The organism is Sorangiineae bacterium MSr11367 (assembly GCA_037157805.1).
In the GTDB taxonomy this organism is placed as follows: domain Bacteria; phylum Myxococcota_A; class Polyangia; order Polyangiales; family Polyangiaceae; genus Pendulispora; species Pendulispora rubella.
In genome coordinates this window covers 778,582-799,104 of sequence record CP089983.1, presented here as the reverse complement: position 1 = coordinate 799,104, position 20,523 = coordinate 778,582, and the positions used below count along the sequence as shown (strand labels likewise).

The following is a 20,523-nucleotide window of genomic DNA, read 5'->3' as shown; positions in this document are numbered from 1 at the left end:
GCGCCGGAACGCAGGAGCAGGACGGGATGCGTCCATCGAGATGGTATTACTCATTTGCCGTACTGGCGACGCTGCCAGGGTCGTTGGTTGGCGGATGCAGCGGAGACGATGCGAGCGAACCGACGAAGGACGCGAGCGCCGAGTTGGTGGCCCGCGGCAAATACTTCGTCGAGGCGCTGGGGGGATGCACGGAGTGCCATACCCCGCGCGATACCCATGGCCAGCCGCGCGCCGACCGATACCTGGCCGGCGTGGACTGCTTCATCGGCGTCGACAACCCGAATGCGGCCCCCGGGGGTCCGCCGGGCTGCCTTAGCAGCCGCAATCTGACCAACCACCCCACGGGCCTGAAGAACCGCACCCGCGAACAAATTCGCAACATGTTCCTGAACGGCGTCCGGCCCAACGGCGAGTTCTTGAACGGTGCAATGCCCTATTGGGTTTACCACAACATCACCAGCGACGATGCCGATGCCATCGTCGCCTACCTCCGCACGGTCCCTGGTGTCGACCACGTGTCGAAACCGAACCAGTATCCGTGGACCTCCGTTCCTTCGGCGAGGCCTCCCGTCGACATGGGCACGGTCTACGCGCCATCGAGGAACGACAACCCCGACTTCGATAGCCAAATGCGGGGGCGATACATTGCGGCGGCCGCGGCAGGCTGCATCGAGTGCCACACCCCCGAAACGGGAACACCACCCGAACCGGAGCGATCGAAATGGTTCGCGGGCGGCCGGGTTTTCGCGCGCGATGCGTTCCGCCTTCCGCCAACGTTCCCCGAGAACATTTACTCCGCCAACTTGACGTCGCATCCAACGGGCCTTGCGGAATACTCGGCGGAGCAAATCGCCCGCGTGATCAAGTCCGGCCAAGATCGTCACGGAAACGGGGTTTGCCCGCCGATGCCCGTTGGCCCGATTGGACACTACGTCAATATGACCGACGGCGACGCCATGGCCGTGGCCAAATATTTGAAAGTGCTCCCGCCCATCGACCATGCGCGGCCAGACGATTGCATTGGGCCGAAACCCTTACCGTGAGGCATGGATGACGATGCGCACCGTCTTTTGGGGCCAAGGCCTTTTGATCTCCATCTTGACCGGGTCCGCCGTACTTTCGGCGTGTGGATCCGAGGTCGATCGCCCGCACGACGCAGAACCACAGCGCCTGTCGCAAACGGGACTCTACGCGGACATCGCCGGCAAACGAGTGGCCCCCGAAGTGCTGGCCTACTCGCCGTCGCATCACCTCTGGTCCGACGGGGCGGACAAGAAACGGTGGGTCCTCCTTCCGCCCGGAGCCCGCATCGACACGTCCGACATGGACCACTGGCGCTTTCCCATCGGCACGAAGTTCTTCAAGGAATTCGGGCACGACGGCCGCCTGCTGGAGACACGGCTCATCGAGCATGTGGCGGACACCGGCAACGACGAGGTCGATTATCGCATGACCGCCTTCCTGTGGCGCAGCGACCAATCCGAGGCCGACGCCGCGTTGGACGGAGCCGAAAACGTTCACGGCACCGAGCACGACGTACCGAGTCGCAACGATTGTTTCAAATGCCACATCGGCGATCGCGGCAAGGCATTGGGCTTCTCGGCGATTCAGCTCGCGCGAACCGGCGCGAGCCCCTCGGAGGTCACGTTGTCGTGGCTTGCGGCGCAGGGAAAGCTGACCGTTCCCCCGCCGGCCGACGCCGACTTCTCGGCGCCCGGCGATGAGACCACGGCGGCCGCCCTCGGATATCTCCACGCCAACTGCGGCCATTGCCACAACGAAAATGGACTCGCCTGGCCCGACACCCCCATGGTCCTGCGCCTCTCGGTGGCCGAGCGCGACCCTCACGCCACGAAGATCTACGAGACCGCCGTGGGCGTCCCCATCCTGCGGCGGCAGCATTCGCCCTACGCCAACCGCATCGCTGCAGGGCACGCCGAGGAAAGTGGTCTCGTGCATCGCATGTCGAAACGCGGCACACGCGAAGCGATGCCGCCCATCGCGAGCGAAGAAATCGATCCTGCAGGCATCGAGCTGGTCACCAGGTGGATTGCAGGACTCTGAGTTTCGCTACCAGGATTCGCCTGCGAAGCGCGCGGCGAGGTAATCGATGAATCGCCGTGCCGTGCTCGATTGCACGTGGTTGGCAGGCCACACGGCATGGATCGCCACCGGAGGCGGCTCGAACTCCGTCAAAATGAGCTCCAGCTGTCCCAGATCGACCTGTGCGCGAATCTGATAGAGCAGCGCGCGGCCGATGCCGAATCCGCGTGCGACGGCCTCGTTGCAGGCGCCGGCACCGGTCGCGTGAAAGCGCGCGCCGATGCGCACGTAGGGGACGGCGTCCCCGATTCGAAAGCGCCATCGTCCAGCGGGGCGCATGCTCGTTCGGTTCACGCATTCGTGCCCGACGAGATCCTGCGGGGACTTGGGGTATCCGTGTTTGGCGAGATAGCTCGGGGCCGCGAACGTCACATCGCGCAGCAGCGCGAGCTTGCGCTTTTTTAGACTCGATCCCGACAGGGCGCCGATGCGAACGGCTACGTCGAGTCCGACGTCTGCGAGGTTCACGAAGGCGTCGGACTGGTGGAGATCGATGACCACACCGGGATGCTGTTCCAGGAACGAGGTGATGACCGGAACGAGGTGCATCTGTCCAAAAAGAAACGACGCACCAACCCGCAGCCGTCCCGAGAGAACCGCCCCGGACGCCTCCACTTTGGCGACTTGAATGTCCGCGAGGGCCGTCTTGATCCGCGCATGAAACGCGAGCCCCGCGGGGGTCGGATGCGCGCTCCGCGTGGTGCGCCGCAGGAGCTCCACGCCGAGATTGCGCTCGAGCGCCGCGAGCGACCGGCTGACCGACTGAAGCGAACGCCCCACCTGCCGCGCCGCCGCGGTGAGGCTCCCTTGTTCGACGATGGCCACGAACGCCGCAAAATCCTCGATGCGATCCATGCCCGGCGATTCTACCGCGCCGCGAGACAATGTATCCCGCTTCGGCATGACTTTCTCGCTCCGTGGGATGGCCTACGATCCCTCCCATGACGCAATGGATGAAGCTCCTCGTCGCGGCCGGTTCCGCGGCATCGCTCGGACTCTCGGCCTGTTCCGCAGCGCCCCCCAAGCCGCCCGCCGCACCTTCCCCCACGGAGCCAACCTCCGCCACGGCCGCAGCCGCGCTGCCCACCACCTATCGAACGGTGAAGGTCGACGGGCTCGACATCTTTTACCGCGAGGCGGGCCCGCGCGACGCGCCCGTGCTTCTCATGCTGCACGGCTTTCCCTCGTCGTCGCGCATGTACGAGCCGCTGCTGCGCCGGCTCTCGGGGAGCTACCACATCATTGCCCCGGACTATCCGGGTTTCGGACACTCGACGACCCCGCCGCCGGAGCAATTCGCCTACACGTTCGATCATCTGGCCGAGGTCATCGACCATCTTGCGCAGACGCTCGCGCTCGGCCGCTACACGCTGGTCTTGCAGGACTACGGGGGCCCGGTGGGATTTCGCATCGCGATGGCGCATCCCGAGCGGGTGCAGGCCCTGGTGCTGCAGAACGCCAATGCCTACGAAGAGGGGCTCGGCACGGTCTGGGGTCCCCGTCGTGCCTTTTGGGCCGATCGCGCGAAGTACGAAGCGACGGTCCGCGCGAATTTGGCGTCGTTCGAGGCCAATCGCACGCGCCACGTGGGAAACTCCGCTCACCCCGAGCGCTTCGATCCCGACACGTGGACGGACGAAACGGCGTTCTTGCAGCAGCCCGGCCAACTCGCGATTCAAATGGATCTCTTCTACGATTACCGCACCAACGTGGCCGCCTATCCAACGTGGCAAGCGTACTTGAGAAAGTACCAACCGCCGACACTGGTCGTGTGGGGCAAAAACGATCGCTCGTTCCCCATCGAGGGAGGCCGCGCCTTCTCACGCGACGTTCCCCGCGCCGAGATCCACGAGCTCGATGCGGGCCACTTCGCGCTCGACGAGGCGCCCGATGCCGTGGCCGATGCGATGCGCCGATTTCTGGCGTCGCACGTCGTCAAGTCGCCTTGATGCGATCAACGTGCACTTCCTCGCCTAGCAGACAGGAGAAATCACATGTCCGTAGCCATCGTCACGGGGGCCAGCCAAGGCATCGGCCGCTCCACCGCCATCCGCCTCGCGCGCGACTTTTCCGCCATCGTCCTGGCGGCGCGCGATCGCGCCAACTTGGACGAGACAGCCGAAGCCGTCAAAGCGGCCGGCAGCGAGCCGCTCGTCGTCGATATCGATATTTCCGAACCGTCGGCGGCGAAGCACCTCGTCGCGCGAACGCTCACCGCATTTGGGCGCATCGACGCTCTGCTCAACATTGCCGGTGCCGTACCGCAGATCGACCTTTTCGACATGACCGACGAGCAGTGGGATGCCGGTCTGGCGCTGAAGCTGCACGGTGCCCGCCGGCTGACGCTCGCGGCATGGCCGGCCCTGAAGGACGCCAAGGGCTCGGTCGTGCTCATGTCCGGAAACTCCGCGCTGTTCCCCAAGGCACCCTATGCCGCGGTGGGCACGATCAATGCCGCGATCGCGGCGCTCGCAAAGGCGTTCTCGGATCGCGGCATCACCGATGGCGTCCAGGTCAACAGCGTCCTGCCTGGTCCCGTGATGACCGGCCGTCGACGCTCGTACCTCGAGCGTTGGGCGCCGCGTCACGGGATGAGCGTCGAGGAAGCCACCGCGAAGTTCCCCCAAGAAGCGGGGATTGCGCGGTACGGCGAGCCCGAGGAAATTGCCGAGTTGATGGCATTCCTCGTGTCGCCGGGCGCCCGGTGGATGACGGGGGCGGCGCTCCGCATGGATGGTGGCGAGGTCAAATCCATCTGAAGCCACGCTGACCATGCGCATCAATCAGTATCGTGAATATCTCCAAGCTCCGAGCGAATACCACCGAGAAGCCGCGGATCCCGTCGTCGCGCCCCGAGTCACCATTCTTCGTCGCAAGCAGAATTCGTCATTGGCACGATTGTATAGCCATGGCCGCGGACAACCAATGATCGACGGTACGTAGGATTTCGAACTTACGGCGAACCATCGCGGGTATACGATCCATGGTGGAGGTCGCAATTGAAACGATTAAGCAATGACTTGCTCATCACCGTTCTGTCGCTCGTTTGCGCGGGGTGCGGAGGCCCAGCGAGCGAGGGAGAAACCGGCAGCGACGGTCGATCGAGCGAACCATCGCCCGCGGGCAGCGAGGTTGGCGACAGCAGAACGGATCGCGGCGAAGACACCGGTGTCATCACGGAAGAACTCGCGGCGGCAGCCACCCCTTGGCTGCCGTTCGATTTGCCGAGCCGCAAAAAGCTGGCAGACGCTCGCACCGATACGGCGAAGGGCGTCTTCATTCACTCGTTCTCGCCGCTCATGCCCAACTTCAACAAGGCCACCATGGCCGAAGAGGGCGGCGACAAAGCGTATCTTCCGCCGGGACGCAGCGCGGATCAATCGTTCGGCGGAGCGGGGCGCGATTGGTCGCCGTGGCGGCAGCCCTCGACCAAAACGGCGGCCGTGAAGTTGATGGATGGCACCTCGTCCATCCCGCAGTGGCAACTCGATGATTACATGAGCCAGGTCGAGGCGGCGCGCGATGCGGGCGTCGACGGATTCTTCATCTCGGTGCAAGTGGTCGAGAAAGGCCACTCCGAATGGGAACGCTCGGCCGGCATGGTGGAAGCCATCAACCGCGTCAATGCGGCACACCCCAACGATCCGAAATTCTGGGCGATCTTGCGTCACGATGGAATTGCGTCGGCCACGAGCACGACCACCAAATTGGTCGATTCGCTCACCTGGATGTGGAGCCAGCCCTCGGCGTACAAGACGAGTGATGGCAGCTTGCTCATCTCACCGCTGAATGCGGAGAAGGCTCCCGACGGCGCCGCCGACGGGGTCAATTTTTATACGAGCGTCAAAAACAAGATGGCCGCCGCCGGCAAACCGATCAAGATATGGCCGGTCTACATTTCGAGCTGGACGGACCATGCCCCCGATTTCAACGGCATCGCCTTTGGCCACAGCCGTTGGGGCGATAGGAGCGCCAGCTCGACGGCGGCGAACACGGTCAACGCGCGCGGTGCGGCCGCGCACAGCCACACGGAGCTGGGCAAGCCTTGGATGGCCCCCGTTTCCGCGCAAGACTTCCGCCCGAGAGACAGGCGCTTCTGGGAAGCATGGGGCTTCGGCAATATGGTGGCCTCTTGGGAATCTGCGCTGCAATCAGGGAATGCACGCGCCAACTGGGTGAATATCCCAACGTTCAACGACTTCCTCGAGAGCTCGCACATCGGGCCATCCCGCAAAAATGGCAACGATCGATCCTATTCGCCGTGGCTCGATGTCATATCGTACTATTTGACGTGGTTCAAACTCGACAGCAAGCCGGCCATCGTCCGGGATGGTCTGTACATCGCCCATCGGTTGCAGCTCAGTGACGGCGCATCCGCGACGAAGCCCGGCGGCGGTACGAACATTACGGGCCCGCAAACGGAATTTGCGACGATCGGTTCGGGGATGGCCGTCAAAAATGACGTCGACGTGTTGGTGTTCGCCAAGTCGGCCGGCACGGTCGAAATCACGGTGGGCGGCGTGAAGACGACCAAGGATGTTCCCGCAGGCGTATCGCAGGTCAAGGCTCCCGCGCACCTTGGCACGGTGTCCGCGACGCTGAAACGCTCGGGGGCAACGGCGGCGAGCGTCACCTCGCCGCACAAGATCGTGGGCTCCCTCATTTCGCAGGATCTCACGTACTACGTCACCTCGAGCCTACGCTAAGTAGCAGGCCGAAGCGGCGCGACTACGCGGCCCGTGCAGGCGCGCACGCCGCGTAGTGCGCTGCCCCTCTGGCCATCGACGGCGCGATCGGGGATGATGGCGTTTCCTACGGTGACGGATTTACCTTCCATTCCAGAATGTACCGCATGCGGGGCGTGCTGTTTCTCGAGACTGGCCACGTACGTGCGGGTGACGGGCGACGATCATCTGCGGCTCGGAGAGCGTGCCGAAGACCTCGTTTGGTTCGAGGCGAACCGGGCATACATGCGAATGCTCGACGGCCATTGCGCCGCACTGGTCGTGAGCAAGGACACGGGCGAACTTCTCTGCAGCGTTTACGAGACACGCCCCCAAACGTGCCGCGACTTACTCCGTGGCTCCGGCGCGTGCCTCGGGGAGATCCACACCAAGGGAGATCGCCCGCTCATCGCATTGGGGCGTACGCGTTGAAGTTTAGAGACGAATGGCCTGCCATCGGCCGTACGTGAGGCACCTCCAGATCCATTCGAAGGGGCCGTATTTGAAATGGCGGAGCCAGTACGAGCTGACGTACCCCTGAATCACGAACAGAACGGTGCCCAAAAGCACGCCTTCGGAGACGCCGAGTCGACCCATGAGGCCGAATCCATAACCGTAGAACAGCGTGCTCAGTACGATGGTTTGCGTCAGGTAATTCGTGAATGCCATGCGTCCGAGCGGCGCCAATCGAAGAAGCCATGGGCGGGCGCGCGGGTGCTGCAAGGCCAGCAACAGCGCCGCACCGTAGCCCAAGGCCTGGGGCACGACGGTGAAGCTCCAGACAACGCGCCGGAGGAGGTTCCACGGTGACGGAGTCCCCGCGAGGGCGGCAGCCACTTCATCATGAAGCGAATAGCCCGCCCCCACGGCAATGCCGCCGATGGCCATCCACCTCAGCGCGCGACGATGATTTGGCACGCGGGCCAGAATCCCAGATTTCCAGATGGCCACGCCCACGAGCATGTTTCCGAGGGCACGCGGGACCGCCACGATGAGCAGCACCTTGAACCGCGCGAGGACGTCGTGCGCGCGAAATACGAAGATCTCCCCATACGTACCGCGCCCATAGGTCGCGAGAACCTGGTCGGAATAGTCCGCCGGCTCGGGCCGCGGCGTGGCAAGCCATCGCGGGCAATACAAGGAGATCAAGGGATGAACGGCGAGCAGCGTCACGGCCACGGCCACGAGCATCCACGGCCGGCCGCGAAGGAACATCAGCGCGAGAAATCCCGACAGCGCGTACGTCGTCAAAACGTCCCCGTCCCAGAGACCGAACGTGTGGAGCACACCAAATGCGAGCAGGACGACAATGCGCCGCGGCAAAAGGAGCATTCCCGAGCGCTCTCGAAAGATGGAGAGTCCCACCCCGAAGAGCACGGAAAACAGCGTCATGGCCTTCTCCGTCACCACCACGGCGAGAAAACTGGCGACGACGTGTTCCAGTCGTCGCGGTTCGCTGACGGCGGGGGTGAAATCGGGCACCCGAAACGCATAGACGAGGTTGATGATGAGTACGCCGTACAGGGCCATACCGCGAATGACGTCGATCTCCTCGATGCGCGGTCCGGGGCCCGCAGTCCTAGTGCTCATGGGTGGCCATGAACATAGCCCGGACTCGAGAATCCGCGAGACCTAGCCGACGTGGGTACTGGCGATGCTCCCCAGAAACTCGATGCTCCCATCGGCGAGGTAGCGGACGCGTTCCCCGGTGCGGTAAAGCCGCGACGAAGGCCGCTCGGAGAAGGGGTCCGCCACGAACCGTTCGCCGTCGAGTTCGGGCCGATTCACGTATCCGCGAGCGACGCCCACCCCACCGATGTAGAGCTCTCCCGCGACGCCGATGGGCACGGGCCGACGTGCCCGATCGAGCACATAGGTCGTCATCCCGCTGATGCGTCGCAGGGCACTCGTCTCCGGCCAGGGCAAAGGCAGCAGCCGCTCGCCGACCACGGTGATGCCTTGGTCGAGCATCCACGTTTGGAGACGCGGGGGCGAGATGCAGATTTCATCCTCGGCCATGTGCAAACTGGCCCCGGAGGTGAGTGCGGTCCAGATTTCGGTGATCGGCGAATCGAACGCCGGCGAATGGCCGCACGCCACCCGGCTGGTGACGCCCACACCGAATTCGCTCCGGGTCCACTCGATGAAGTTCGAGAGGGCCCCGTGCTCCAACATCGCGCCGCCCGCGGAGTCGGATGCATAGACGACGCAGGCGAGATCGCCCGGTGCGACTTCGGACGCCTCGAGAGGGCCATCCTCTTTGACGTCATCGAGGTAGAGAGCCTCGAGCTCCGGCGGGAGAAGGGCGCGCAGGGCACGCGAGGTGATGACCCTTCGTGACCCCGCGTCGGTGAAGAGGAATGCCAATCGGGCCTGCGGCTGCCCGGCGTCGACCGGCAGATATGCGGCGCCCGTCATGAGGATCCCGAGCTGGGCCACGACCATCGCTTGGCTGCGCGGCAAGCAGACGCCCACGATCTCGTCCGAACCGACTCCGATCCGGCGAAGACGCCGGGCCAAGCGAGAAGCACGCGCGAGCAAGTCCGCATAGGTCATCTCGCCCTGGGCGTCGCGCACGGCGAGTGCATCGGGGGTACGGCGGGCCTGCGCGATGATCCGTTGGTGCACGGGCGCGGAGGCGGCCTTCGCCGGTGCCGTCGCGTTGAATTTCGTGAGCAGCTCTCGCTGTTCCGCGTCATCGAGGAGCGGAAGACGCGACACCAGCGTATCCGGCTCACGAACGGCCGCGTCGAGCAGGCGGACGAAATGCCCGATCATCCGTTCGATGGTCGGCCGCTCGAACAAATCGCAGTTGTATTCCCAAGTCATGAAGATGCGATCGTCGTCAGGGATCGCCACGACGCCGAGATCGAACTTGGTCGAGCCCTCGCCGAAACGCGGGCCAGACACGCCGCCGTCGTGAAAGCTGAACATGGTCTGGACGAACGGGTCCCGGCTTGGCCCGCCTGCGATTTTCAGGGCCTCCACCAATTCGTGGAACGGATACCCCTGATTCATCGCCGCATCCAGAATGACGTCTTGAGCATTCAACGCCAAGTCGCGAAACGTCGCATCGTCGGCCGCGCGTGACCGCAAGACGACCGTGTTGACGGACATGCTCATGGCATTGGCGACTCCGCCACCCACGAAATCGGATCCAATGCACACATCGTTTCGATCGGTATAACGATGCATGAGCGCCGCGAACGCAGCGAACAACGTCGAAAAGGGGGTGAGGCCTCGATGCTGGGAAAAGCGGCGAACCGCATCGGCGATTCCGTGCGGCAGCTCGACGCGAATCATGTCACCGCGATAGGCCGGAAACGGCGGACGGGGACGGTCCGTCAGAAGCGAGAGAGCCGTCGGCGCACCGGCGAGTTGATTCCGCCAATACGCGAGCTGATTTTCCAATATGGACGACGTCGGCGCCTGTTCCTGCGGAACACCGAGTACGACGTCGGAGACGTCTCGCGCTCTTGGCTCGACCCGGGCGAGCGCCCTCCCGCCGCTTGCATGTACGAGGTTCGGGATAAAGGAGTCCATTTCGCTTGCGTTGGTGCAAGCGAGGTGCCAGTTGCGCCACGGGGGTTGGGCCTCATCGAGAGCGCGTCTTTCATGCATTTTGCGCCAATGAGCGACCGCGCATGTACCGGGCGGCACGAGGCCCGTCGGTACACTCCGTACCAACGACGGTACGCATGGTACGACCCCGCGCAAACCGCTCGGTCCCGACAACGAGCGGGCACCCGCATCTCAGCCGTCGCAGCCGGCTTCCCAACAATAGCGTTTTGGGGAGCCATAACGCGTAGTCGCAAATAGAGTACGTATTCGCTAATTGAGCAATACCTGCCCAACCGATCACGGGGGCGACGCACATATTTCGCCGCGTCCCAGCCACTGATTTTTCAATTCATTGACATTTGACCCTCTCAGCCGGCGTGATAGGCCTCGTTTTAGTTCGTAAAGACTCGCCAACGCTGCAACTCGCCGGCATTTGCCGGCTCGGAGTACTGGACAACGATCAGGGGGCGGAGGTGCGGATACTGACGGGCTGGCCCATGCCACCGTCAGTTCGGAAGAGGATTCTCAATCAAGCAAAGGAATCGACTTATGCTAAATCGCGTATTTTGCGTTACCATTGGGTGGTCGTTCGTCGCGGTCGCATGCGGTTCGATGGTCGGATGTAGCACCGACACCGGAGAGAGTGGGAACGCGAACACATTGGAAGATGGGCTGGCCGCAGGCCGCAAAGGGGTAGATTATTCGTTCGATCGCCCATCGCCCCAGGGCCTGAAAAACGCGGGCTACACCTTCGCCGTTCGATACCTGAGCTACACGACGGGGGGCGCCGGAGGGAAGGTCCTCACGGCCAGCGAGGCGCAGTCGCTCACCTCCGCAGGCCTCGATATCGTTTCCAATTGGGAATGGGGCGCCGACGATGCGCTCGACGGCTTCAACGGGGGCGTAGAAGACGCAAAAGAAGCACAACGCCTCGCGGCGGCCGCAGGAATGCCAGCCGGGCGCCCCATCTACTTCAGCGTCGACTTCGACGCGACGCCCGGGCAGCAATCGGTCATCAACTCTTACTTCGATGGCGTTGCCTCGGTCATTCCCCGGGACCAAGTGGGCGCGTACGGCGGCTACTACGTCATCAAGCGTCTCTTCGACGCCGGAAAGATCAAGTGGGGTTGGCAGACGTTCGCTTGGTCCGGCGGCAACTGGGACGCGCGCGCGCAGCTCCGACAGACGGAAGTCAACGTCGTCATCGCGGGCGGATCTTGCGATGTCGACATCGCGCAGAGCGACGACTTCGGGCAATGGCACTCCGGCGGCGGCGGCGGCGACTGCGACGTCCATAGCGACGGAAAGCTCTATTGCAACAATACGGTGGGTGCCGCCATGCGTTCCACGACCACGAACGGGGGCACCATCGTCAACCGACTGCGCACGTCGCCCAGCTGGTTCACGTGTTGGGGAACAGGGGACCAGCACGCAGGCGGAAACACGACTTGGTACTATACGCAGGGCGACGACAACCCGAATTGGGGGTGGGTCGCCGCCGTGGATCTATCCACGACGAGCGCATTCGACGCGAATCCGAGCGCACATGGGCTGCAGAAGTGTCCTTGACCCCTCAACGAAACCCGTCGGACGAATTCCTTAGTCCAGGAGACGAACATGGCCCAATTGCGAAGCATCGTTCCGTGGATCTTTGTTTGCGCCGGAATGGTGGCATGCACTGCGTCGACCAATGAGAGAGACGATGACGGCGCCGCGACGAATCCGGATGTCGCCGCGCTCCAAGAAGGTACCGCGCTCGATGACAGTGCCGTGCTCGATGAGGATTCGGCGCCGAAGGATACCGCGGAACTTGCGCCGCTGGCGCGCCCCAACTTCCGGGCGCCCACGCCGTGCAACGAGTCGTGGACCTATTCGCACCATAGCGCAGAAGTCCGGCGCGCTCTCGATTTCGTGAACAACTCGGGCCGAACGGCGGGAGCGCCGGCACTCGCCTCGGCCGCCGGACGGGCGACGCGGCATTCTCAACCCTCCGGGGCCGGCAACTACATCGTCATCGACCACGGTGGCGGATGGCAGACCTATTACTTTCACCTGTCGGCCTATTCCGTACCGGATGGAGCCCAGGTGGGACAGGGCCAGCAGATCGGCGTCGTCGGTTCGACCGGCAATAGCAGCGGAGCTCACCTACACTTCGAACAATTGCTCAATGGAGTCGGACAGGACATCGTGATCGAGGGAGCCTCGCTCGCCCCCTACCCCGGCAGCTACGGGCAGAGGAGCATTACCGGTAAGAACTGCGGGGGCGGCGGCGGCGCTTGCTCGGTTCATTCCGACGACCAAAAGCTGTATTGTGCAAACACGTCGGGCGCCAACATGCGCTCCACGCCCAGGAATGGGGGTACCATCGTCAACCACCTACGCACGTCGTACAGCTGGTTTACCTGCTGGGGCACCGGGGACAAGCACGCGGGCGGCAATACGACTTGGTACTACACACAAGGCGACGACAACGCGAATTTCGGGTGGGTCGCGGCCGTCGATCTTTCCACGACGAGCGAGTTCGACTCGAATCCGAGCGCCCACGGGCTGAAGAAGTGCCCGTAGTCTAGCCGGACGATTCCGTGAGGCGGAGAGCACGTTTCGAACATCGAAACGTGCTCTTTCTCCATTTTACGACGGTGTAGCCGGGGACACGGAAGCGCGCACCACATCCTGGCTCAGTAGGTAAATGGACACCGCCAAGAGAACCACGTCCTTCATGAGGAAGGGAACGTTGCCCGTCATGGCGGGAAATCCACCTGCCGATGCGGCCCATCCGCCTGGCATGAAGGGGATGATGGTCGTGGTGGCGATGAAGCTCGCGACGGATCCCAATGCGCCGAGGATTCCGAGCCGCTTGTTCCAGAAGCCCAGGAACAAGAGAATGGCGAACAACCATTCCGATACCCCGAGGAACCAGCTGGCACCGCGGATGCCGAAAACGGGGTACATCCAGAAGATGAGCGGGCCGTGCTCAATGAACGGGATCAGCGTCTGCGCTTCGTATTCGAACCATTTTTGATACCCGAAAAACAGAAACAGAATCACCATCGATGCGCGGACGATGTGATAGTCGCGGTCTCTTCCGAGAAGGCCGGACTTGGTCAGAATGTGCACGAGCAAGTTCATCGTTTCGTCTCCATTTTTTGATCGAATGAACGTTTGCCAGTTTGCACATGGGTCGTGAGCTTGTTAATGTCTATAAAACTCAATTAAATGCTCATTCGTCTCACATTGACAGGTCCGAGATGCCATCATCCATGGATTGGCTGAGCCGGCTCCTCGACATGATGCCCGTCCGGGGCCGCGTCGATCTTCGTTGCCTCTATGGCGCGCCCTGGCGCATCGCCCAGGGCCCGGCCGCATCGGGCGAGATCCCCTACCATATCGTCCTTGGCGGTGCGGCCGTGCTCAAGGATCCCGCCGGCGGCGCACCGAAGCACCTCTCCGCGGGCGACATCCTGGTGCTCCCCGACGGAGGAATGCACCTTCTGCACGATGGCAGCGGCGCCCGGGCGGTCCCTGCTCGAAACCGCGCGGGGCTCAATCTGGTCATCAGCGAGAACGCGGGAAAGGGCGCGCGCCTGGACATGCTCTGCGGTCACTTCGTCCTCACGGCGCGGCACGATCGCCTGCTGCGCGACTATCTGCCTCCTCGACTGATCGTGCGCGCGGCTGCCGCGCCACCCGGATCGCATGAGCACCTGGCAGGCCTCGTGGCACTCCTGCGCACGGAATCGGCGGCCGATAGGCTGGGCGGGCATGCCATGCTGAACGCCTTGTCCACGGCCTTGTTCGCGCTGGTCTTGCGGTTGGCGAGCCGCATGGACGAAGCCCCGAGCGGATTGCTCGCGCTCGCCGGCAACCCACGCCTCGCCCCCGCCCTGGAAGCCATGTTTCACGAACCAGAGTACCCGTGGACTCTTCCCGAACTCGCGCGCCTCTGCGGCATGTCCAGGGCCACGGCCGCACGGCACTTCGGGCAGACCCTCGGGCGCTCCGCCAGCGACCTACTGACGGACATCCGTATGACCGTGGCTGCCAACGAGCTCAAAACGACGTCGGCCTCCACCGGCGACGTGGCCGCCGCCGTCGGGTATCAATCCGAGGCCGCCTTCCAGCGCGCCTTCAAACAACACATGGGCATGACCCCCGCGCGCTGGCGCCACGCGTCGCGTTCGCCGGAGTAGCTCCCCTATGGCTTCTGGTACGTGACACGCCAGATGGTGCCGTTGCCGTCGTCGCTCACGAAGAGGGAGCCATCTTTGCCGACGGCGACGCCGACGGGGCGGCCCCACACTTGCTCGTCGTCGAGGACGAAACCCGTCATGAAGTCCTCATATTCGCCCGTGGGGACGCCGTCCTTCACGAGGGCGCGAGGGTGTTCGATCTTCGAGTACAATCTAATTTTGCTTGGGTGCCCTATCTACACCATCGAGAAACACGCGGAGGGCGCGCGCGTGCTCGGCGGGACTCTCGGAGTGTGCGAGATGCCCGATCCGTTCGAAGACGACCAGGCGCGAACCCGGTATCCCCTGGTGCATGACGTTGGCCATCTTTTCGGAACAGATGAAATCCTTTTGACCAACGAGGATGAGCGTCGGTACCTGGATTTCGCCCAGGCGTGGACGCACGTCGAAGGGTTTGCTCGGTTTGTCGGCCGGAGGGCCATGCGCCTTTCGGCGCTGGGCCCTTTCGAGATACAGCAAAAGAGGAGGCGCGCTCGCCTCGAACTCCTTGTGCCGTTCCGTCCAATTGGCCACGTAGAGCGGGACGGCACGACGAAAGGTCGTGGTGAGTTCTTCGTCCGATTCGGCCTTCCTCACGTCCGACAGTGCGGACGTGGCGTCCGCGTACCACGGTTCGTTCTCGAACCATTTCTTGTTCGCCTCGACGTCCTTCTGGAAGTCGGGGCCGGTGGTCGGAGCGGTGTCGTACAGAACGAGCCCGCGCAGATGATTCGGATACGCGAGCGCATAGTCCAGTGCCACGAATCCTCCGTACGAATGGCCGAGCAGCACGACGTTCTCCAGTCCGAGATGCGCGCGCAATCCCTCGACTGTGGCGGTGTCGCGCTCGCGACCATAATCGGCCGGATTCGGGAGGCGCGCCGAGGCACCCGTACCAATCGGTTCGATGTAGACGACGGTCGCGAACTTCTCGACTTCCGGCATACGCAAATAGCCCCAGCCACCACCAGGACCGCCGGGGTGTGCCATCACCACCGGGCCTTTCCCGAATACGTGATACACAATCGACGATCCGTCAATGATGGCCGTGTGCTGCCCGGGCCCAAGCGGACTCTCGGGTCGCGCGATTGCGGCGCTAGGAGGGGGCGCTTTCGCAGGCGAGCAGGAGCTTGCGCCAAGGGCGAAGACGGGCAGCAGGGCAAGGATCGTTCGACCGAGAAATCCGGCTAGCGCATTCATATACGGACATTTTGTATCCGTAACCGTCGCTGACAAGAGCCTCACGCCGAAAGACGGGCGACGTGGCAGCGACGGACTCGGCCGGTGTGCGTCAATTGTCGATCGCAGCGCGGAGCAGATCGTAGATCGGTCCGACGGCGGCGAATCCAGTATCCCAATCGGCGTGGTCGCAAGACGGATCGCCGAGAACGGTGACGCCGGCGAGTTCTCCGTCGACCATGAAGGCGCCGCCCGAATCGGCTCCGCAACCGCGCGCGTCGCCGCCGCGCGCGAAGAATCCCGTCGGACCGATTCGCCTGCTTTCATCGGCATCCTCGGCGCCCACTTTGTAGACACGGAGATCGGCTTGCCGCCGCGTCGTAAAGAGGCTCGATTCCTCCGTACGACCGTAGCCGATCAGCGTGCCGCCCACGCCGATTTGCGGAGCCGTTTGGGCGAGTTTCACGGTGGGAAGGGCCAACGCTCGACTGAGGGTCAAGACCGCGACATCGCGCCCACCGATGATCTGGGCGCGGGTCGCCGAAACGCCGCCCGCGCGATTTTGCGCGGAAAGACAGTGCTCGGCCGTGACCACCTTCGTGGGACTCACCAAGGTGCCGGAGCACGAGCCATTGACGGAAACCACGTATTGCGCATTCGATGGCTGCGCGGCACCGCCGATGGCTTGCGCGACTTCGCCGGCAGGCTCGTCGCCAGAAGCTTGCACGCTGCAGGCCGGCAACAGGAGAAAGAAAAGTGCAAGGATTGCGAAAGATCGATTCATCATGACAAGGCGCCCATGGAACGGTGGAATTTCATCGACGGAGACCGATTCTCCGTGCCGAGAAGACGCACCCAGGAACGCTCCGGCGCACACAAAGACGGCAAAATTCCGCATGTCGAGCGGGCATCTCGGCGCCTCGCCCGACCGGTGTCGCAACGGCGCTCAAAACGATGGCATTCGCACCCATGTTCGGAGTCCCCGGTGGCTTCGCCCGCCCGCGCCGGTAAGCTCTTTTTCACCGAACGCGGCGAAAGGCAGGATGGCCAAAGTGACCCGACGATTCCTCCTGACGAGCTTGGCGACAGCCCTCATCGGATGTGCAACCGATGCGACATCCAAGAACGACACCGACACCACTCGAGGTGAGCTCGATCCGACGGCGGGTGGCGCAACCGCCACGGCCGTTGCCGGATGGACCACCAACGGTACGCGTGGCAAGACCCACCAACCGAGTGTCCCCGTATCCGGCCCTGCGGACGCTCGGTGGACTCCGTACGATCCGCCGGCGCTCTATCCGAGAACCGTGACCTTGCCGATGCAGTACATCACGATGGCCGACGGCGCGAAGCTGGCCGTCATCGTCACCTTGCCGGCCGATGCCGCCGGCAAGCCGATCCAAGGGCCGCTCCCCGTGGTGCTGCAAGAGACCGACTACAACGCGGCGCTTTCCACGGTCGCCTCCAATGCGCTCGATGGTGTCGTGCCCAGCCTCTCCTGGCTAGGCTCCGTCATTGGCGCCCACGATCCGTACATCGTCAAACACGGTTACGCGAGCGTGTCGGTGGATGGGCGTGGTACCGGCAATTCCGAAGGCATATGGAAAGCGTTCGATCCGGAACACCAACGCGACGACGACACCCGGGTGCTGGATTGGGTCGTCGCCCAGCCCTGGAGCAATGGCCGTATCGGCGTTGCTGGCATATCGGACGTGGGGATTCATGCCTTTCTCTTCGCGCAAACGGGGCATCCGGCGGTCAAGGCGTTGATCTCGGAGGGGGCCGGCGGCGATACGTATCGCGATGTCGCCATCACCGGCGGCCAGGGAAACCTGCTCTTCTTCAGCACCTGGTTCTCGTTGACCACCTTGGTGTCGACGCTCAATCCGCAGTTGCTGGTGGACCCCGTGCGGGCGCTTCCGGTCACCTTGGAGCATTTGAACAACGCGTTGACCTCGTTCCAGGTGCCGAAGTTCGTGAGCGCCGTGCTGGGTGACCCCGCGCTGGCGTACGACGGGGCCTTCTTCGCCGGCCGATCGCCGGTGGAGGCCACGGACGCCATCAAGGTCCCCACGTTCATCGTGACGACCGCCCACGACATTTGGCAGCGCGGAATGCCCTTGATGTACGAAGGGGTCAAGAACCATGCGCCCACCAAGATGCTGGTGGGGTCGGGAACGCACGCGGAAATGGCGCTCAACCTGGGCATGACCGGCGACGGCGTCCCCATCTTCGATCGCATACAATTGCGCTGGTTCGATCAATACGTGAAAGGATTGAACGTCGGCGCCGACACCTTGCCCAACGTCACCCAGAGCGTGCTTGGCCACGGTCGCATGGTCACCAGTAGCGACTGGCCGCATCCGCAGGCGCAGGCAAAGCGGTATTACCTACACGGCGACAAGCAGCTCACGACGGCGGCCCCGGGCAACGCCCCGTACGAGCGCAACGATCCGCGAAAGTTGGTTCAGTACCCGCTCAATGGAATTTGCTCCATCAGCACGTCGCAATGGACGCTGGGCGCGCTGAGCCTCTTTCCCATTCCCTGTTTCCACCGGGACAATCTGACCGAGTTGTTCAACCTGGTCTACGAGACGCCGGTGCTCACCCAGGATATGTACATCAACGGGCCGATGCAGGCCGACATCTGGGCGTCGACATCGGAGCGAGGCGGATCCATCTCGGTGCGCATCGACGACGTCGACATCTTTGGGAATGCAATCCCCATTAGCAATGGCCTCTTGAACGACCAATTCCGCCAAGTCGATGAAGCACGTTCGCGCACGCTGGACGGGGAGATGATCCAGCCTTGGCACGCGTTCACCGAAGCCTCGGCGCAGACGGTGGTGCCGGGCGAGGCGATGAAGCTGTCGGTGGAGATTTTCCCGGCGGCCGCTCGAATCAAGGCTGGGCATCGCTTGCGCATTGCCATCGGCCCGAGCAATGCACCGCAAGGGGTACCGCTGGGCGATCAGATCGTCTTGCAAAGCCCCATCGGCACCATGACCGTGTACAACGATCCGAGCCACCCCTCGAGTCTGGTGGTCCCGCTGGTGCCGGTTTCAGCGCTGGATTGAGTCGCAGACGTCCGGCCGCCAATCAATGCTTCTTGCGTTTGCGGCCACGCACGAGCGTGCTTGGAGGAGGTTCTCCAGCAGCCGTCGCGGGAGGCGACTCATGGTTGCTCTGCCATGCAGCGCCTCCCTCCTCGGCATCCTCCTCGCTCCGCTGCTTCGCGACGCTCGAGGCCCAAGCGTTGAACCGATCGCTGGCCTCGAACCATTCGTCCAAAACTGGACGGAGGGAGGCAAGGCGTTCCGCCAGAGCTCTCTGGATCTGCTGATATTCGAGGCTGTCTTTCGAATACATGTATTCCGTGTCCTCTTGAGGTCCACCCGATCCACTCTCCGAGCTCGTCGCAGCGCAAGCACGCGGATCGTGGGGGCCCCCCGTTGGACCCGAATTCGAGGGTTGGAGCATATCTCAGGGTGACCCTCTTCGCCAGTGCGCGATCCCGTGCGGCGCCACCGCACGGCCACCTCGAGCATGAGCCCACGAGGCCAGCGTGCGCTCACGCGAACGGATGGCCCCGTGTTCGAATTCGTCGAATCGCTCGAAGCTACTGCGCGGTGATCCGCACGGACGCCGGCGCGCTATTTTCGAGCTCGTCGTTGACCACGAGCTCGACTTCGTAGACGCCCGCCTTGTCGGCCTTGAAGGTCGGCTTCTTCGTGGTGGCATCGCTCAACGTGGCGACGCTGCCCGCCGGCTTCGACTTCAGGGTCCACGCGAACGACAGCGTGTCACCCGCGTCCGCATCCGAGCTCGCGCTGCCGTCGAGCGTAACCGTCGCGACCACGACAACGGTTTGCGCATTGCCTGCATCGGCCACCGGTTTCGCATTGCTGGCCACGGCCCGGATCTTGACCTCCGCCGCATCGCTATCGACCTTGCCGTCGTTCACGGTGAGGGCGGCCACGTACTCGCCGGCCACATCGGGCTTGAAGGTGGGCTTCGCCGCGGCGGCATCGTTCAAGGCGGCCCTGCTGGTCGCGGGCTTCGACTTGAGCGTCCATTTGTAGGTCAGCTTGTCCTTGTCCGGATCACTGCTCTGCGAGCCATCGAGCGCCACGGTGTTGTTCACGAGCACCTTGGAAGGCCCGACGGCCTTGGACGTCGGCTTTCCGTTCTGGCTATTGGCCGTGGCGGTGACCTTGACCGTAGCCTTGCCCGAAGCCTTCCCATCGCTCACGGTGAGCTCGATGTCGTAGTCGCCCGCGACCGCCGGCGTGATACTCGGTTTGTCCGTCGTCTCGTTGATCTTGAGGGTGCTGCCGTTGGGCTGCTTGGTAATCGCCCACTTGAAGGTAAGCTTGTCACCGTCGGGGTCTTTGCTCTTCGACCCATCGAGGGTGACCTTCTGATTCACTTTTACGGATTGGGCCGTCCCCGCATTGGCGACGGGCGCGCGATTGTCGTCACCGTCACTGCTGCATCCGGTCAAAGCAATCATGGCAATCAATGCATACGAAATGGTTCTTCCAAAGTAAGTGTTCATCCGAAGTGCCTCCGAGGAAGAGACGCGCGCCCTCGGTGAGTGGCGCAATATTAATTTGCGACCGGCTGGCCCCGCTCGCTTGATTCGACCATCGCGGCACGCTGCACATCGCATGACGATTTGATGATCGATTCACCCGCCAACGGGAATCTTGGCGCCGAACTTTATC

At 63.3% G+C, this 20,523-nt stretch carries 18 protein-coding genes; 10 read left to right on the top strand and 8 right to left on the bottom strand.

All coding sequences use genetic code 11. The features are described from left to right. The first annotated feature begins 26 nt into the window (after positions 1-26). Both LVJ94_03520 and LVJ94_03515 read left to right on the top strand, forming a co-directional pair. Positions 27-1,043, top strand: coding sequence for a c-type cytochrome (locus tag LVJ94_03520; protein WXB06314.1), 1,017 nt, complete (start codon positions 27-29; stop codon positions 1,041-1,043). Between the two features lie 7 nt (positions 1,044-1,050). Next, the gene (locus tag LVJ94_03515; GenBank protein ID WXB06313.1) at positions 1,051-2,064 is read left to right on the top strand and encodes a hypothetical protein; all 1,014 of its coding nucleotides are present in this window, start codon (positions 1,051-1,053) and stop codon (positions 2,062-2,064) included. A 6-nt stretch (positions 2,065-2,070) separates the two neighbouring features. Here LVJ94_03515 and LVJ94_03510 read toward each other — a convergent pair whose 3' ends face one another. Further along, positions 2,071-2,958: a LysR family transcriptional regulator gene (locus LVJ94_03510; GenBank protein ID WXB06312.1), complete on the bottom strand. Its 888-nt coding sequence runs from the start codon at positions 2,956-2,958 to the stop codon at positions 2,071-2,073. Positions 2,959-3,044: 86 nt separating this feature from the next. On the opposite strand from LVJ94_03510, the gene LVJ94_03505 reads away from it, so the two are divergent. The 4 genes from LVJ94_03505 to LVJ94_03490 all read left to right on the top strand — a co-directional run bounded on the left by LVJ94_03505 (position 3,045) and on the right by LVJ94_03490 (position 7,259). Next, the gene (locus LVJ94_03505) at positions 3,045-4,052 is read left to right on the top strand and encodes an alpha/beta hydrolase (protein ID WXB06311.1); all 1,008 of its coding nucleotides are present in this window, start codon (positions 3,045-3,047) and stop codon (positions 4,050-4,052) included. Positions 4,053-4,097: 45 nt separating this feature from the next. Next, positions 4,098-4,862 (top strand): SDR family oxidoreductase, encoded by a 765-nt coding sequence (locus tag LVJ94_03500; GenBank protein WXB06310.1) that lies wholly within the window; start codon positions 4,098-4,100, stop codon positions 4,860-4,862. Positions 4,863-5,102: 240 nt separating this feature from the next. After that, a complete protein-coding gene (locus LVJ94_03495; GenBank protein WXB06309.1) occupies positions 5,103-6,809 on the top strand; it encodes a hypothetical protein in 1,707 nt (568 codons plus the stop codon). A 189-nt stretch (positions 6,810-6,998) separates the two neighbouring features. Further along, the gene (locus LVJ94_03490) at positions 6,999-7,259 is read left to right on the top strand and encodes a zinc/iron-chelating domain-containing protein (protein WXB06308.1); all 261 of its coding nucleotides are present in this window, start codon (positions 6,999-7,001) and stop codon (positions 7,257-7,259) included. Positions 7,260-7,262: 3 nt separating this feature from the next. On the opposite strand, the gene LVJ94_03485 is transcribed toward LVJ94_03490, so the two are convergent. Next, positions 7,263-8,417: a DUF418 domain-containing protein gene (locus LVJ94_03485; protein ID WXB06307.1), complete on the bottom strand. Its 1,155-nt coding sequence runs from the start codon at positions 8,415-8,417 to the stop codon at positions 7,263-7,265. Positions 8,418-8,459: 42 nt separating this feature from the next. Next, entirely contained in the window at positions 8,460-10,370 is a 1,911-nt protein-coding gene (locus tag LVJ94_03480) for an AMP-binding protein (protein ID WXB06306.1), read from the bottom strand. Positions 10,371-11,000: 630 nt separating this feature from the next. On the opposite strand from LVJ94_03480, the gene LVJ94_03475 reads away from it, so the two are divergent. Together LVJ94_03475 and LVJ94_03470 are read left to right on the top strand one after the other, a co-directional pair. Continuing rightward, positions 11,001-11,957, top strand: coding sequence for a DUF1906 domain-containing protein (locus LVJ94_03475; GenBank protein ID WXB06305.1), 957 nt, complete (start codon positions 11,001-11,003; stop codon positions 11,955-11,957). 48 nt (positions 11,958-12,005) lie between these two features. Then, positions 12,006-12,953, top strand: a complete 948-nt coding sequence (locus tag LVJ94_03470) for a M23 family metallopeptidase (GenBank protein ID WXB06304.1) — start codon at positions 12,006-12,008, stop codon at positions 12,951-12,953. Positions 12,954-13,019: 66 nt separating this feature from the next. On the opposite strand, the gene LVJ94_03465 is transcribed toward LVJ94_03470, so the two are convergent. Further along, positions 13,020-13,517, bottom strand: a complete 498-nt coding sequence (locus LVJ94_03465) for a YkgB family protein (protein ID WXB06303.1) — start codon at positions 13,515-13,517, stop codon at positions 13,020-13,022. 131 nt (positions 13,518-13,648) lie between these two features. On the opposite strand from LVJ94_03465, the gene LVJ94_03460 reads away from it, so the two are divergent. Beyond that, positions 13,649-14,578: an AraC family transcriptional regulator gene (locus tag LVJ94_03460; GenBank protein WXB06302.1), complete on the top strand. Its 930-nt coding sequence runs from the start codon at positions 13,649-13,651 to the stop codon at positions 14,576-14,578. 5 nt (positions 14,579-14,583) lie between these two features. Here the strand turns inward: LVJ94_03460 and LVJ94_03455 are convergent, their stop codons facing one another. From LVJ94_03455 to LVJ94_03445, 3 genes are all read right to left on the bottom strand, one after another. Further along, on the bottom strand, positions 14,584-14,718 hold the full coding sequence (locus LVJ94_03455) for a hypothetical protein (protein WXB06301.1): 135 nt from the start codon (positions 14,716-14,718) through the stop codon (positions 14,584-14,586). 73 nt (positions 14,719-14,791) lie between these two features. Continuing rightward, a complete protein-coding gene (locus LVJ94_03450; GenBank protein ID WXB10677.1) occupies positions 14,792-15,607 on the bottom strand; it encodes an alpha/beta hydrolase in 816 nt (271 codons plus the stop codon). A gap of 301 nt (positions 15,608-15,908) precedes the next feature. Next, entirely contained in the window at positions 15,909-16,583 is a 675-nt protein-coding gene (locus LVJ94_03445; protein WXB06300.1) for a S1 family peptidase, read from the bottom strand. A 265-nt stretch (positions 16,584-16,848) separates the two neighbouring features. Here LVJ94_03445 and LVJ94_03440 point away from each other — a divergent pair, with 265 nt between their 5' ends. Next, the gene (locus tag LVJ94_03440; protein WXB06299.1) at positions 16,849-18,873 is read left to right on the top strand and encodes a CocE/NonD family hydrolase; all 2,025 of its coding nucleotides are present in this window, start codon (positions 16,849-16,851) and stop codon (positions 18,871-18,873) included. Positions 18,874-19,415: 542 nt separating this feature from the next. On the opposite strand, the gene LVJ94_03435 is transcribed toward LVJ94_03440, so the two are convergent. Beyond that, positions 19,416-20,309: a PKD domain-containing protein gene (locus tag LVJ94_03435; protein WXB06298.1), complete on the bottom strand. Its 894-nt coding sequence runs from the start codon at positions 20,307-20,309 to the stop codon at positions 19,416-19,418. Positions 20,310-20,523: the final 214 nt, after the last annotated feature.

What these genes read in the sequence shown, in the direction of transcription:
- LVJ94_03435 (WXB06298.1), bottom strand. Translation starts at nt 20,309, where the DNA reads ATGATTGCTTTGACCGGATGCAGCAGTGACGGTGACGACAATCGCGCG.
- LVJ94_03465 (WXB06303.1), bottom strand. Translation starts at nt 13,517, where the DNA reads ATGAACTTGCTCGTGCACATTCTGACCAAGTCCGGCCTTCTCGGAAGA.
- LVJ94_03505 (WXB06311.1), top strand. Translation starts at nt 3,045, where the DNA reads ATGACGCAATGGATGAAGCTCCTCGTCGCGGCCGGTTCCGCGGCATCG.
- LVJ94_03450 (WXB10677.1), bottom strand. Translation starts at nt 15,607, where the DNA reads ATGGCACACCCCGGCGGTCCTGGTGGTGGCTGGGGCTATTTGCGTATG.
- LVJ94_03510 (WXB06312.1), bottom strand. Translation starts at nt 2,958, where the DNA reads ATGGATCGCATCGAGGATTTTGCGGCGTTCGTGGCCATCGTCGAACAA.
- LVJ94_03460 (WXB06302.1), top strand. Translation starts at nt 13,649, where the DNA reads ATGGATTGGCTGAGCCGGCTCCTCGACATGATGCCCGTCCGGGGCCGC.
- LVJ94_03475 (WXB06305.1), top strand. Translation starts at nt 11,001, where the DNA reads ATGGTCGGATGTAGCACCGACACCGGAGAGAGTGGGAACGCGAACACA.
- LVJ94_03485 (WXB06307.1), bottom strand. Translation starts at nt 8,417, where the DNA reads ATGAGCACTAGGACTGCGGGCCCCGGACCGCGCATCGAGGAGATCGAC.
- LVJ94_03445 (WXB06300.1), bottom strand. Translation starts at nt 16,583, where the DNA reads ATGATGAATCGATCTTTCGCAATCCTTGCACTTTTCTTTCTCCTGTTG.
- LVJ94_03520 (WXB06314.1), top strand. Translation starts at nt 27, where the DNA reads ATGCGTCCATCGAGATGGTATTACTCATTTGCCGTACTGGCGACGCTG.
- LVJ94_03470 (WXB06304.1), top strand. Translation starts at nt 12,006, where the DNA reads ATGGCCCAATTGCGAAGCATCGTTCCGTGGATCTTTGTTTGCGCCGGA.
- LVJ94_03515 (WXB06313.1), top strand. Translation starts at nt 1,051, where the DNA reads ATGACGATGCGCACCGTCTTTTGGGGCCAAGGCCTTTTGATCTCCATC.
- LVJ94_03455 (WXB06301.1), bottom strand. Translation starts at nt 14,718, where the DNA reads ATGACGGGTTTCGTCCTCGACGACGAGCAAGTGTGGGGCCGCCCCGTC.
- LVJ94_03500 (WXB06310.1), top strand. Translation starts at nt 4,098, where the DNA reads ATGTCCGTAGCCATCGTCACGGGGGCCAGCCAAGGCATCGGCCGCTCC.
- LVJ94_03480 (WXB06306.1), bottom strand. Translation starts at nt 10,370, where the DNA reads ATGGACTCCTTTATCCCGAACCTCGTACATGCAAGCGGCGGGAGGGCG.